The 15,434-nt window shown below is 36.2% G+C and carries 9 protein-coding genes; 2 read left to right on the top strand and 7 right to left on the bottom strand.

Translation table 11 applies throughout. The annotated features are described in order from the left end of the window. Positions 1-35 precede the first annotated feature (35 nt). The gene (locus ACW0JX_RS04650) at positions 36-1,523 is read right to left on the bottom strand and encodes a coproporphyrinogen III oxidase (protein ID WP_000908776.1); all 1,488 of its coding nucleotides are present in this window, start codon (positions 1,521-1,523) and stop codon (positions 36-38) included. Positions 1,524-1,775: 252 nt separating this feature from the next. Here ACW0JX_RS04650 and ACW0JX_RS04645 point away from each other — a divergent pair, with 252 nt between their 5' ends. Next, positions 1,776-3,479: an S-layer homology domain-containing protein gene (locus tag ACW0JX_RS04645; RefSeq protein WP_157676036.1), complete on the top strand. Its 1,704-nt coding sequence runs from the start codon at positions 1,776-1,778 to the stop codon at positions 3,477-3,479. A gap of 94 nt (positions 3,480-3,573) precedes the next feature. Here the strand turns inward: ACW0JX_RS04645 and ACW0JX_RS04640 are convergent, their stop codons facing one another. Continuing rightward, on the bottom strand, positions 3,574-8,520 hold the full coding sequence (locus ACW0JX_RS04640; RefSeq protein ID WP_459245418.1) for an MSCRAMM family protein: 4,947 nt from the start codon (positions 8,518-8,520) through the stop codon (positions 3,574-3,576). 394 nt (positions 8,521-8,914) lie between these two features. Further along, positions 8,915-9,787 carry a Cof-type HAD-IIB family hydrolase gene (locus tag ACW0JX_RS04635; protein WP_459245417.1) on the bottom strand — a complete coding sequence of 291 codons (873 nt, stop codon included), beginning with the start codon at positions 9,785-9,787 and terminating at the stop codon, positions 8,915-8,917. A 134-nt stretch (positions 9,788-9,921) separates the two neighbouring features. Here ACW0JX_RS04635 and ACW0JX_RS04630 point away from each other — a divergent pair, with 134 nt between their 5' ends. Then, a complete protein-coding gene (locus ACW0JX_RS04630; RefSeq protein ID WP_459245416.1) occupies positions 9,922-10,539 on the top strand; it encodes a DNA-3-methyladenine glycosylase in 618 nt (205 codons plus the stop codon). Positions 10,540-10,677: 138 nt separating this feature from the next. Here ACW0JX_RS04630 and alsD read toward each other — a convergent pair whose 3' ends face one another. From alsD to ACW0JX_RS04610, 4 genes are all read right to left on the bottom strand, one after another. Next, positions 10,678-11,436, bottom strand: coding sequence for an alpha-acetolactate decarboxylase (gene alsD, locus ACW0JX_RS04625; RefSeq protein ID WP_000215024.1), 759 nt, complete (start codon positions 11,434-11,436; stop codon positions 10,678-10,680). Between the two features lie 16 nt (positions 11,437-11,452). Further along, positions 11,453-13,141: an acetolactate synthase AlsS gene (alsS, locus tag ACW0JX_RS04620; RefSeq protein WP_086391569.1), complete on the bottom strand. Its 1,689-nt coding sequence runs from the start codon at positions 13,139-13,141 to the stop codon at positions 11,453-11,455. Between the two features lie 153 nt (positions 13,142-13,294). Then, positions 13,295-14,425: an RNA-guided endonuclease InsQ/TnpB family protein gene (locus tag ACW0JX_RS04615; protein WP_459245415.1), complete on the bottom strand. Its 1,131-nt coding sequence runs from the start codon at positions 14,423-14,425 to the stop codon at positions 13,295-13,297. Further along, the gene (locus tag ACW0JX_RS04610) at positions 14,425-14,553 is read right to left on the bottom strand and encodes a hypothetical protein (protein WP_000670740.1); all 129 of its coding nucleotides are present in this window, start codon (positions 14,551-14,553) and stop codon (positions 14,425-14,427) included. Before ACW0JX_RS04610 ends, ACW0JX_RS04615 begins: the two co-directional genes overlap by 1 nt. Positions 14,554-15,434: the final 881 nt, after the last annotated feature.

Genomic DNA, 15,434 nt, shown 5'->3' with positions numbered 1-15,434 from the left:
AGAGGTTGTTCCGACTCGGAACAACCTCTTTCTTCTTATGCGAATAGCTCTTCTAAAATTTTCAATTTATCTTCTGTATATTTTACGAAGCCATCGTTATATGATTTTGGATCTTTCGGATTCGCGAAGTGCGTAATTGCCCCCGTCTTCGGATGAACAAATTTACTTGATGCACCGCAACCAAGTCCGATAATTGATTGTACTTCTTCCATAATGACAATGTTGTAAATACTTTCTTGCGTCGGCATTGCATAACCAACGTTCTCTAAGTTACCTAAAATATTCTTTTGACGATATAGGTAATATGGTACGTAATTATGCTTTTGCGTCCACTCTTCTGCTTCGTGCATCATCGCTGTAATTTCTTCGCGACCTGCTACTTTATATTTACGTTTGTTTTGCGTCATTTCAGAAGCACGTTTAAATGATAACGTATGAACTGTTAATGATTCTGGCATTAACTTTTCTGTTTCATCTAACGTATGCTTGAAGATATCTAACCCTTCACCAGGAAGACCAATAATTAAGTCCATATTAATATTGTTCATTCCCATTTCACGAGCTAAATGGTATTTCTCAATTGTTTCTTCTACAGTATGATGACGTCCAATTGCTTTTAGTGTCTCTTGATGATATGACTGCGGATTAATACTAATACGGTCAATGTTCCATTTATTTAACACTTCTAGCTTTGCTGGCGTGATCGTATCTGGACGACCTGCCTCAACTGTTACTTCACGTACATTTTTCACGTCTGGGAACGCTTCGTACATTTCTTCATACAGCATATCCATCTCTTCTGCTGTAATACTTGTAGGTGTACCGCCGCCATAATAAATCGTCGTAACTTTCACACCTTTTTCTTTTAAAAACTTACCAATTTCACGAACTTCATAATGTAAACCACCTAAGAACGAATCAACAGACCCTTGGCGTCCATTAATCGCATAAGCCGGGAATGTACAGTATGCACATTTCGTTGGGCAAAACGGAATACCGATATAAATACTTACTTCTTCTTTCAAACGGTATAAATCCGGAACAACTGCTAATTGGCAATCAACAATACGCTGAAGAAGTTCAATTTTCTCTTCATGAATTAAATAACTTTCACGAAGTTCTTGATGCGCTTCTTCTTTTGACATACCATTTTGAAGCATTTTATGAAGAAGTTTCGTCGGACGTACTCCCGTTAAAATACCCCAGCTTTGTTCAAGTCCAGTTAACTGCTGAAGAACAGAAAGATATACATAAGAAACAACGTGCTTCACTTGCTTCATACGCTCTTTTTCATCTGTGAAAGCAGATAAATCTTTCGAGAATGTTTCTTCATACACATTTCCTGTGCTAACATCCGTTAATCGAGCGGATGCTTTCACATTATCCTCAATGTGTATATCAACGATCAGATTCGCTTCCTCTTGTTCAAATCCAATCGTACTATCTTCAAAAAATAAGCCGCCAATATTTTGTAGCGGACGTAAAAAACGATCATCTTGTAACGTTTTAATTGAAATTAACACATTATCACCTTTTCATTTGCAAACTCTCTTTAGTTTACTTGAAGGGCGTTTACAGGTCAATACAGAAGGTTTTACCTGTTTCTCTTACATTTTTTCAAATAATTCTTTTTATGAATATCGCTCATGTATATAGACATCATCATTTTCTCTTGTTAAAATTTATTAGTGTTAAAATCGATACATAGTGAAAATACAATATAAAAGGAGGACTGTTAACACTAGATTCCACAATCTAATGTGTTAAAAACAAATATGAAAAAGAAATTTTATAGTGTTTTAACTCTCTCTCTTGCATTACAAACTGTTCTTGCACCTACTTATTCATTTGCAGAGAGTGCTGAAAAATCCGCCGAAGTATATACGGAGGATCAAGTTTTTAAAAGTATTAAAGAACATGTTAATGAGCATAGTACTCATGAAGAAGATATCGAGGTTACTGGCCAATTCCTACTATACACTTCAAAAAAACATTCATTATATACCGCGAATGATTTAAAAAACAAATCGAATATCGAGATTACAGAACAAGTCGTAACGGCGACAAAGAAAAAAGGAAATGCTTACTACATAACGACGCCAACTGGCGCTGGATGGATAGATAACAATGATAATAGCTTAGAAGTTCAAGAGATTCATAAACTATCTAACCAAAAATTAATCGTAAAAGAAGAAGCTTCCATACATGCCCTTCCGTTCCAATCGTTTAAAGAAGAAGGGAAACTACAACCACAAGTCATTACTCCTACTGAACAAGCTGGAAATTGGTTTAAAGTCCAAATAAACGAAACAGCAAAATGGATTTATGCACCTTCTGCTACATTTGAAGGTACAAAAGCTTCATTATTAAAAAACAGTCGTACTGCTAAAAATAGTTTATTGAGATCGCCAGAAGCTCTACAAACAAACACTATTTATGGCGTTACATTTAAAGAAATGATTGTCCCAAAAGGAAATGACGATATTCGCCCTGGTTACCCGATGGTACCTAAATATATTACCATTCACGAAACGGCTAATACAGCGAAAGGTGCTAATGCTCTAAATCATGCAAAATTCTTAGATAACCAAGCACGCGGAACAGCTGATCGCGCCGCATCTTGGCATTTCACAGTAGATGATAAAGAAATTTATCAACATCTTCCAGTAAATGAAGTTGGATGGCATGCTGGAAATAAAACTGGAAACTATGAATCTATCGGAATTGAAATTGCCGTTAATCAAGATGGAAACTATGAAAAAGCGGTAGAAAATGCCCGTAAATTGGCGGCTTATTTAATGAACGACTTAAATATTTCTCTAGATAAGGTCCAAAAACACCAATTTTGGTCAGGAAAAAACTGCCCTGCGTTTATGATTCAACGCGGACAATGGGATGCTTTCTTAAAAGGAACTGAAACATACTATAAAGAAAATCAAAAAAATCCAGTAACTGATGACATTACAGGTGGCTGGTATGAACAAGACATTCGTCAATTAGCAGCTAGAGGCATTATGCAAGGAGAAGGGAACGGCCAGTACTTCCCAGAACGTCTTGTAACGCGTGCTGAATTTGCTACACTAATTACTCGTGCTTTACAATTACCAAGTGGAAATGCTAATTTCACAGACTTAGAACAAGTACACCCATCTTTAAGAGACGGTATTAATCGTGCAGCAAGCGCAGGCATAATCCGCGGACGTGGTGATAATACATTTGATCCAAATACTACAATTACACGCGAAGAAGCTGTTATTATGATTGATCGCTCTCTAAAACACGCTGGTATTTTTGCAAAACAAGTTGAACTACCATTCGTAGACCAAAACTTAATTTACGCTAAAGAAGAAGTACAAAGAGTGTATGGATATGGAATTGTAAAAGGTAATGAATTTAATCAATTCGTACCAAAAGGACCATCACAACGTGCACACGCAGCTGCATTTATAAACAGAATGCTTAGCGTAATTGAAGCTTAAAATATTTATCATTCCATGTAGATATTTTCATTTTATCTGTATTAATTTAAAAGGCATCAGAGATTGTATATCTCTGATGCCTTTTATACATCCGTTAACTATTTTTAGCCATGAATCTTAAACGTATTCCTAGTAACAGAAGCATAAAACCGATGAATGGAACGTAATTCGTATTGTGTCCTGTAGCTGGAAGTTGTTGATTATTAGAAGAACCTTGTCCTTTTTCTGGTAAATTAGGTTTTTCTACTCCCTCACCTGGCTTTTCTGTTCCTTCACCCGGCTTTCCTGTTCCTTCACCTGGTTTTCCTGTTCCTTCACCTGGTTTTCCTGTTCCTTCACCTGGTTTTCCTGTTCCTTCACCTGGTTTTCCTGTTCCTTCACCTGGTTTTCCTGTTCCTTCATCAGGCTTCTCTGTTCCTTCACCTGGTTTTTCCGGATCTTTATCTGTATCTTTTTTATTTGTAATTTGAAGCTTTACAACTTCAATTTTTTCATTAGAAATCGTAAATTTCATTTCCTTATCGGATAAAGTATATCCTTCTGGCGCTTGGATTTCTTTTAAAGTGTAATGTCCTGGTTCTAACTTCTTAGAAGTCGCTTTACCGCTCTTATTTGTTGTTAATGTGTCGATTTTTATTCCGTCTTTCCAAATTTCAAACACTGCGCCTGCTAATGTTTTATTTGTATTATTAGCATCTACCTTTGTAATTTCTAATTGACCTGTAATTTCTTCTTTCACTTTTTCATTCATAACTTCTTGTTTTACTACTTCATTTGCTACAACGTTTACTTCTACTGTTACTTCTAACGCCTTATAACCTTCCGGCGCTTTCGTTTCCTCTAACGTGTACTTTCCTGGCACTACGTTTTCGAATTTCACAACACCGTCTTTATTCGTTGTTTTCGCTTCTCCAACTACTTGACCAGCTTCATTTTTTAGTTTAAATTCTGCACCTGCTAGAACTTTTCCACTCTCTGCATCCTTTTTGGTTACTTGTAAGGTTCCTAGTTCTTTTGCGTTTTCTATTTGTACTTCTACTACTTTGTTTGCTTCCACAACGACTTCAATTTCTTCTTTTAGCAATTTATATCCTTGTGGTGCTTTCGTTTCTTTTAATGTGTACTTTCCTGGTTCTAATTTCTGAGAAATTACTTTACCTGTTTTATCTGTTCGTAACGTATCTACTTTCTTGCTGTCTTTATACACTTCGAATTCTGCATCTGATAATACTTTCGTTTTATCTTCCGCATCTACTTTCACAATTTCAAATTGACCTGTTACTTTTTCATTCGTAACCTCTTGTTTTACTACTTCATTTGCTACAACATTTACTTCTACTCTTACTTCTAACGCCTTATAACCTTCCGGCGCTTTCGTTTCTTCTAACGTATACTTTCCTGGCACTAAGCTTTCGAATTTCACAACGCCGTCTTTATTCGTTGTTTTCGCTTCTCCAACTACTTGACCAGCTTCGTTCTTTAATTTAAATTCTGCACCTGCTAGAACTTTTCCACTCTCTGCATCCTTTTTGATTACTTGTAAGCTTCCTAGTTCTTTTGCATTTTCTACTTGTACTTCTACTACTTTGTCTGCTTCCACAACGACTTCAATTTCTTCTTTTAACAACTTATATCCTTGTGGTGCTTTCGTTTCTTTTAATTTGTATGTTCCTGGCTCTAATTTCTGAGAAATTACTTTACCAGTTTTATCTGTTCGTAACGTATCTACTTTTTTACCATCCTTATACACTTCGAATTCTGCATCTGATAATACTTTCGTTTTATCTTCTGCATCTACTTTTACGATTTCGAATTGACCAAGGCTCTTACCGTTCGTTACTTTTACATCAATAACTTTTTCACCGTCAACTGTTACATGAATTATTTGTTTTGTTAACTCATAACCTTCTGGTGCTTTTGTTTCTTCTAACGTATATTCACCTGGCACAAGTCCGTCTACTTTAACCGTTCCAGACTTATCTGTTGTAATTCCTTCTTTTACAACATTTCCTCTCGCATCTTTCAATGTAAATTCTGCGCCTGCTAAGCGTTTCGTTTGATCTTTATCATCCATTTTAATAATTTGTAGAGAACCTAAGATTATTTCGTTTTCTGCCTCTACTTTTACTACTTCTTTCTCGTTTTGAATTGTTACTTTCCATTCTTTATTTGAAAGCTTGTAGCCCGCTGGTGCTTTCGTTTCTTTCACTGTGTATTCACCTAACGGTAATTTTGGTGACATCACTTTTCCACTCTCATCTGTTTTCAGTTCCGCTACCTTCTTACCACCTTTATACACTTCGAATTCTGCACCTGATAACAATTTCGTTTTATCATTCGCATCTACTTTCACGATCTCGAATTGACCCGTTACTTTTTCATTCGTAACTTCTTGTTTTACTACTTCGTTCGCTACAACGTTTACTTCTACTGTCACTTCTAGCGCCTTATAACCTTCCGGCGCTTTCGTTTCTTCTAACGTGTACTTTCCTGGCACTAAGTTTTCGAATTTCACAACGCCGTCTTTATTCGTTGTTTTCGCTTCTCCAACTACTTGACCAGCTTCGTTCTTTAATTTAAATTCCGCACCTGCTAGAACTTTTCCACTTTCTGCATCCTTTTTGATTACTTGTAAGCTTCCTAGTTCTTTTACATTTTCTACTTGTACTTCTACTACTTTGTTTGCTTCCACAATGACTTCAATTTCTTCTTTTAACAACTTATATCCTTGTGGTGCTTTCGTTTCTTTTAATTTGTATGTTCCTGGTTCTAATTTCTGAGAAATTACTTTACCTGTTTTATCTGTTCGTAACGTATCTACTTTTTTACCATCTTTATATACTTCGAATTCTGCATCTGATAACAATTTCGTTTTATCATTCGCATCTACTTTCACGATTTCAAATTGACCCGTTACTTTTTCATTCGTAACTTCTTGTTTTACTACTTCGTTCGCTACAACGTTTACTTCTACTGTCACTTCTAGCGCCTTATAACCTTCCGGTGCTTTCGTTTCTTCTAACGTATACTTTCCTGGCACTAAGCTTTCGAATTTCACAACGCCGTCTTTATTCGTTGTTTTCGCTTCTCCAACTACTTGACCAGCTTCGTTCTTTAATTTAAATTCTGCACCTGCTAGAACTTTTCCACTCTCTGCATCCTTTTTGATTACTTGTAAGCTTCCTAGTTCTTTTGCATTTTCTACTTGTACTTCTACTACTTTGTCTGCTTCCACAACGACTTCAATTTCTTCTTTTAACAACTTATATCCTTGTGGTGCTTTCGTTTCTTTTAATTTGTATGTTCCTGGCTCTAATTTCTGAGAAATTACTTTACCAGTTTTATCTGTTCGTAACGTATCTACTTTTTTACCATCCTTATACACTTCGAATTCTGCATCTGATAATACTTTCGTTTTATCTTCCGCATCTACTTTTACGATTTCGAATTGACCTGTTACTTTTTCGGGGATCTTTTTATTCACCACATCTACAGTCACTACTTTATTAGCCTCTACATCAACAGAAACTGAACTAGATGATAATTCATATCCTTTCGGTGCTTCTACTTCTTTTAATGTATAGCTTCCAACTGGAAGTTGTTTCGATAAGGCTTCACCTTTATCATCTGTAACAATTGTTTCCACAACTTTCCCATCTTTATCGATAACATCAAATTTTGCACCTGGCAGAAGTTGACCAGATTCACTATCTTTTTTCAATAATTTAAATTGGCCATTCTCTACTTTTTTCGTATTCTTCATAACAAGTTCAATTACGTTTGTATTATCAATTGTTACTTTGACTGGTGTATCAACTTTTATATATCCTTCTGGTGCATTTATTTCTTTTACAAAATAGTCACCAAGTGGTAAATCTTTAACTTCCGCAATACCCTTTTCGTTTGTTGTAACAGTAGCCACAACGTTATTATCTTTGTCTATAACATCAAATTTCGCGTCTTTTAAAACAATGTTTTCATCATTTTCATCAACTTTTTTAATTTGTAAATGTCCTTTTTCAGCTGCTGGTTTATTCCACTTTGGCCAGTTAAATTTAAAGTTATGAACTTCAAAACCATCTCTTTGGTGTAATCCTCCAACATAGGCTTGTCCATTAATAGAACCACCTTTTGTTTCTACAACTGCATTAGGTGCAAACACACTACCTACTACACCATAACCTTTAGTTGTTATCTTTGTAGCATTAGGAAATACCCAAATTACTTTACTAGCTAACTCAGTAAAAGATGAATTAGGGTCGTATGCTTGAGATGTATTAATTAAATCCGTCGCCATCCCAGTATTTCTTGTATCATACAAAATTGCACCGCCACCAAAGCTCACTTCTTCTGCATCCGAATAAATAACAATAAAGTCTTTATTCTCTACATTCGGAAGAAAAACGTCTTTTACATCAAATGCTTTCTTTCCCGTCTGGCCTGAAGAGACATAAATATTAGGGTTGTTTACATCTTCACCGATTCCAAAGCTCATATTAGGTTTTGGCTTATCAGTGTGTAGTTTACTTGCATCCCCAATTACACCATCAACGTCTTTTCTAAATTCTTTAAACTTAGCATCAATCTCCGCTTGCTCTTTATAAGAGATACGGTCATATGACGTTTTCATTGCGCCATCTGGGTCACCGTCTTTTGTCATCGCCACTGTTCCATCTTGAATAATTACTTGTCCTGCTCCCGCTTTCGTAAATTGACCGCCTAGTAATAATGATGGATATCCTTCATCTACCCAAGTTGCTCCAGCTAAGTTATTTGCTCCAGTTGCAGCCGCTACGACTGTATAACTTGATGCGTTCATATTTTTCTCAACAGCCATCGCACCTTCAATATCCGCACTCGTTGCACTATGATCTCCAAAAATGATGGCGTTGTAATAAGATACATCACCTAAACCTTTTAATTCTGTTGTAGCTGCCTCTGCTTTAAATGGTAAATGGATTAAAAAATTCATACATATTAGTAATACAACTATTAAACTACTACTTAACTTTTTAATTTTTTGATTAAATGATTTCCTCAAGAAATTCATTCCCCCTTTTAAACTTCCTAAAATCACAAAAAGAAGCACATTTCATATGTACCAGGTCTTACTCACATTAACTTAAAATAATCCATTTAAATACAACAAAGGAACGCTACAACTACTTAATAAAATTACTACAATTCATTTTTGAAATAATACGTGAACTAAACTGTCATGCGGAAATACTTTTACGTATGGGAGCCCAATAAAATTAATCTGAAGAATATTTCATGTGGTGTAACTATTTTGACAACATCATTCACTTTACATTAGTTTTCTAAAGGATTCAAGTGAATTGTATAGATTTCATACACAATTCACATTTTAAAACGTTTTCATCCCTTTTAATAAGCTCAACAAAAAAACGTAGCCAAAAAGCTACGTTTTTCTTTCATCGTTTCGGTGTATTTTTATGATTCTTCAAAAATGGAAGCGGGAATTGCTTACGGAAATGCTCTTTAATCATGTACTCTACACCGTTCTCACTATTTGAACGTGTAATCCAATCTGCCGCTTGCTTTAATTCTACAGGTGCGTTCCCCATCGCTACACCAAGTCCCACGTTTTCAATAACCTCTAAATCTTCCATACTATCTCCAATCGCAACCATTTCATTTAGCGAAATATTTAAATGCTCTCCAAGCAATTGTAATCCGCGTAACTTTGATACATTTTGCGGCAAGATTTCTATTCGTTTTGAATCACATTCAACATACTCTACATCTTGGAATGCTTTTCTTAATGTGTTCAGCCCTCTTTCTTTTTCACCCTTAGTTTGGAAAAGAACATCAATTTTTGGCGCCGCTACCGGATGGTCACGAAGCGCGTCACCTAACGAATCTACAAATTGAACTGGATAAAATAACGGATCTGCGCTTGATAATACAGTGCGCGCAATTAAGTTTGGTGTATTTCTCTCACGATTTCCTATCGAAAACCGTTCATGAGAAATACGTACGTTACAATCAAAGTGCTCTAACACTTGCACAATGTTAAAAGTCTTCTCTTCAGATAATCTTCTTTGAACGTACGGCTTATCTAACGTTGCTGAAACGAAAGCACCACCATGTGTCACTAATATAGAATCTAATTTTAACGCCTTTGCTACTTTATAAGCGGATTGAAAATTACGGCTCGTAAATAACGTAACGTATACATCTTTTCTTTTCACAAATTCAATTGTTTCTCTTAATCCTTTTGCAATTTTTCCATTGTTGTATAGTAGTGTCCCATCTATATTAAGAGCTAGTAAGCGATAAATCATGTCGCACTCCCCCTCTTCGCTGTTGTACTCTATCCATAATTTATGAAATACACCCGATAAATAGAACGAGTTAGAATTACTACTGAAAATTTGGTTTACTATATACATATACACTTAGCAAAGGAGATAGTACAATGCAGGCACCTCCTTCCTTTTATGAAGGCGATACGTTAGAAGTAGCAAAAAAATTACTCGGGCAAAAACTCGTTCATATTGTAGACGGAATAAGGCGAAGCGGAATCATTGTAGAAGTAGAAGCATATAAAGGCCCAAATGATAAGGCCGCACATAGTTACGGCGGCAGACGGACAGACCGCACAGAAGTAATGTTTGGCGCACCAGGGCATGCTTACGTATATTTAATTTACGGTATGTATCATTGTTTTAACGTTATTACAGCAACAGTTGGCACCCCACAAGGTGTTCTCATTCGAGCTCTTGAGCCGGTAGATGGAATAGAAGAAATAAAACTAGCGCGCTACAATAAGACCAAAATTACAAAAGCGCAGTACAAAAATTTAACGAACGGTCCTGGCAAACTATGCCGTGCACTTGGCATCACTTTAAAAGAACGCGGTGTATCGTTACAAAGTGATACGTTACATATTGAATTAGTTCCAAAAGGAGAACACATATCATCACAATATAAAATAACAGCAGGACCTCGTATTAATATCGACTATGCAGAAGAAGCTGTACATTATCCGTGGCGTTTTTATTATGAGGGGCATCCGTTTGTTTCAAAGAAGTAAGCAATATCAACGATTTTTCAAATATATCTATCATAACTTACAATATATCAACTGTTCGACAAGAAATATCGATTTATCGACAAATAATAACATTACGAATAAAAGAAGACTGTTCCAAAATGGAACAGTCTTTCCCTTTTACTCTGCACCTTCCGCAGTTGCAATATTATCCTCTAAGTTTTCTCTTGATAATTCAGCCGCCATAAAATCAGCTGTTTCTGGAAGTGCTAAATGCATATGAGCTTTTTGACAAATTTGGATCGTACAGTTTTCTATAACATAGTCGAAAACATGTCCACCCCCGCTTCTTTCATCATCAATATAATGTAAGTGGAATCCAGCTACACCAATACCTTGCGCATAATCTGGTGTCCAAAATCCAGCAAGCGTACCTTCTGTATTTTCAAATGAAAAGATTGGTTGTGATTTCGTCACTTCAACGAGCGGTGTATACGGTTTTTCTTGTCTTGGAACAGTTCTCGTTCTTACTTCACGGAACGTACCGTCCATTCGAATACCGTAAAATAAGTTTTTACTTGGCATTAATTCATGTAATAATGCTTCAACTTCTTCACGATTCATCGGACGCTCTACCGTATAACTCATTTCTTTTTCAAAAAACGTTACAGTCGCAAATGGTGTTGTTTCTTCTGGTTCTACTTTTTCTGCTGAACCGTCTGAACGTAAATGATAAAATTCATTATCAAATGCAATCATTTCACCATCTAATTGATCAAATGTGCCGATGCCGAAATCACCATGTTTTTTCAAATCTTCAAAGCTAATCACACCATCATATATACCATCTAATAGCGCAAGCATTGTAGATGTTTGATATACTTCATTACTCGTTTTCGTTTTTTTTGCATCAATATCAATTAATTGCGCAACAGTCATCTCAAATCTGCCTCCATTAGTTTAATTGGTTTGGTAATAATTTTTCGCTTAATTTAATATTGTCACGATAGTCAATTGGAATATCAATAATGACAGGACCATCTGCTGCTAATGCTTCTTTTAATACCCCTTCTAATTCATCAGGCGTGTTAACACGAAGACCTAACGCCCCGAAACTTTCCGCATATTTCACAAGATCAACATCGCCAAACTCTGTAGCGGATGTTCTGCCGTATTTCATCATTTGTTGGAATGCAACCATATCATATGTGCCGTCTCTCCAAACAAGATGGACGATTGGAGAATTTAAACGTACCGCCGTTTCTAACTCCATCGCTGAGAATAAGAAACCACCGTCACCTGATACGGAAACTACTTTTTTACCTGGTTCTACTAAAGTAGCTGCGATTGCCCAAGGAAGTGCAACACCTAACGTTTGCATACCGTTACTAAATAATAATCTACGTGGTTCATAAGAACGGAAACATCTCGCCATCCAAATAGAATGGGAACCGATGTCACATGTAACGGTTGTATCGTCACTAATTAAAGAACGAAGTGTACGAATCACTTGAAGTGGATGCGTAACACCTTCTGAAGGACGATTTGGAACTTCTGCTTGTTCTGATAATTTTGCGCGTAATCGTTCTAATACCGCTTCTGATTTCGTACTTAATACAAGTTTCGGTAATTTCTCCGCGATGCTATTTACCGTTAAGGCAATATCACCAATTAATTCACGCTCTGGTTGGTAATCATGGTCGATATCTGCTTGATGGTCGTCAAGATGAATAATCGTTCTGTCGCCAAGTTTATTCCAGAACTTTGGATCATACTCGATTGGATCATAACCGATAGAAATCACAAGGTCTGCTTCTTCTAGTAAAATATCACCTGGTTGGTTACGGAATAATCCAACGCGGCCGAAGAAATGATCTTCTAACTCACGTGAAATCGCACCAGCTGCTTGATATGTTTCAACGACAGGAAGTTCTGTATCCGCAATTAATTTACGAACAGCTTTCGTCACTTCATTTGTGCTCGCTCTCATACCGAGTAAAATAACTGGTAATTTCGCTGATTTTATTTTTTCTACTACATATGTAATATCATTTGTGGGAGCGATTCCAAGCTGTGGCTTAGAAAGCGCACCGATAGACTCTACAGTTGTTTCCGCAGTCATAACGTCTTGCGGAAGACTTACTAAAGTAGCTCCCGGATTTGTGGAAGTCGCACTTCGAAATGCATTACTAAGTGCTTCTGGCACATTATCAGGATGCTCTACTTCTACGCTATATTTTGTGATTGGTTCGAATAGTGCAGCATTATCCATAGATTGATGCGTACGTTTTAATCGATCCGTACGCGGCACTGCACCAGCTAAAGCAACAACGGGATCACTCTCCGCATTCGCAGTAACAAGACCTGTCGCTAAATTTGATGTCCCTGGTCCTGAAGTTACAAGACATACGCCCGGTTTCCCTGTTAATCTACCAATAGCAGCTGCCATAAATGCTGCATTTTGTTCATGACGACAAACGATTAACTCTGGTCCTCTTTCTTGCAATACATCAAATACAGAGTCAATCTTTGCTCCTGGAATACCGAAAACATGTGTAACACCTTGTTTAATTAAACAATCAACAACAAGATCTGCTCCCTTTGTTTTTGTCTTCACGTCGTTTGCTTTTACACCTGTACTCAAAACTAATCATCCGATACGATAAACTTAACTAAATCTATACAATTCAATCAAATTTACACGAGTTATTGCTTCATCGTGTTCTCGCAACCCCAAAGGGACGAGGGGTATAACACTCCACACGAGGCAGTATCGTTACCTCCTATTATCAAGCATTTATTTTACCCATCTTGATAAATTTATCGACGCATTTACATCCCTATCGTGATGGCTATTGCATGAAGCACAACGCCACTCACGAATCTTTAAACTCCACTGTCCTTCTGGTTGAACTGAATGGTCGTATTTAACTCCGCAACATGAACAAATCTTGCTTGAGGCGAACCATTTATCAGCTTTTACATACGCAATGCCATACTTCTCGCACTTATATGATAAACATTGAAAGAAGAAGTGTAATTTTTGAAATAAAAATGCTTTCGATAGTTTTTTGTTTTTTAACAGGTTTGAGATAGATAAGTCTTCCACAACAATCCTCATTGGTTTGGTTTTCACCAATTTAGCTGTTGCTTGATGGATATGGTTATTTCGGATATTCGTAATTTTCCTAGATAATCGCAGGTGCTCAGCTTTCGCTTTTTCATATCCGGTAGATTGAATTTTTACACCTTTTTTAAATCTCCTAGACATATCTCTTTGTGCTGACTTTTTCCTTTTCAAAAGTTTTTTAACCTTGGCATCTTTGTTTATATTTCGTTCTTTCATACCATTAGAAGCTACAAAAAGCTCTTTTAAACCAACATCCACACCAATCGACTCATCGGTTAGTTCTTGTGATTCAAAGTCTTCTTGGAACCCTACACTAATCCACCAGTGACGACCGTCAAAGGTAACTCTTGGGTTGGATGGTTTTTTATTTCTTGGTAGTTGTTGGCTTGTTTTCACTTCTCCAATAGACTGAATATGAACTACTTTCTTTCCTATAACCAGTCTTTCATAATTGGCATAAAATCCTTGGATTAAATCTTTTTTGGATTTATAAGAAGTGTGATAACCATTTTTGTACTTTTTGAACGAATGTTTTCTCGCAGTATCAAAATCTTTTGAAGCCTGTTTAGGAACTTGTGCATTAATGTCTTTTAACCACTCATATCTCTTTCGCTTCTTGATCTTTGTAAATCGTTTCTGTAAAGCTAACTGTGAAACAGATTTTCCAAATAGCTTATAGTATCTATCACTCATTCTTTTACAATAGTTATAAGCGAATCTTGCAGCTCCAGCATGGTTTCTAAGCACTTTTTCTTGTTCAGGCGTTGGAATCAGTCTGACTTTCTTCGCTAATATCATCAGAATGTAACTCCTTTAATGAAAGATTTGTTCTTCTGAATCGTAGCGTGTTCCACCAGCATTCTCGTAAGACTACTCGGATGCAAACCTGTTAATTCTGATACTTGACTAACTCGTAAAAATTTCATTATTATTCTTACCTCATTGAATCTACCATAGCACATACGTTCGATAGATTCAATGAGGTTTGATAGATTTAATTAAATGTATCTCGTTCAACTAAGGGCGCAATTCCTTAGCCAGTTCTCTTATGAACTTCTCATGTTTTCACATGAGCGCAGACTATATGTTTATCTCTTTAGAGATAGAGGATTTTTCCATCACCATAGGCTTGTGATGTACTCTCGTCAGTTATACGAGATAGTCGTTGAACGTTCATCCTATCCATTTTGACTTAGATGATTCGAGGCGGAAGACCCATTGTTCTAATGTTTAGGATTTAACCTTGCATCATCTGATTGATTTTTTCTGCTTTCGCGACATTCACGCTCGCTATTTCTAGCCACGTTGTAGTTCAATCAGCTTTAGGGATTGCCCGCAGTTAACCCTCACTACTAGCCAATTACTTGACTAGCAGGGCTTACTGATATATTTAATTAACTTTCGTTATAATTGGTTAAATAAATCGTAACAGTTAGTTACCCTTTATTTCATAATGTGTGTAATAAAGATTTTAATTTCACCTAGTTAATTAATGTGGTGAAGTATCATTTATCATTATATTACAAATTCATTATTTTTCCAACAATATGAATTCGACATTATTTTGACAAGATTTAAAGAATACGCTTACAACCTTTTGTTTATCTTAAAATAACATTTTTATATCTCTTCTAAAAATGCACAAAAATACTTCCACCTATTCACATTATTAACAAATTTATAGTACCTTGCAAAGAATAATAGCAAGTGATATATTTGTAAATAATAGAATAACCATTATTTGGAACGTTATTCACGATTAGTATATCTCCTTTCAAAAAGTAGATATAGATTGTGTGTGCTGTTT

This window comes from Bacillus sp. C-3-6, from assembly GCF_054509685.1.
Note: the sequence above shows the minus strand (reverse complement) of the source record. Positions and strands in the feature narration are given on the sequence as shown.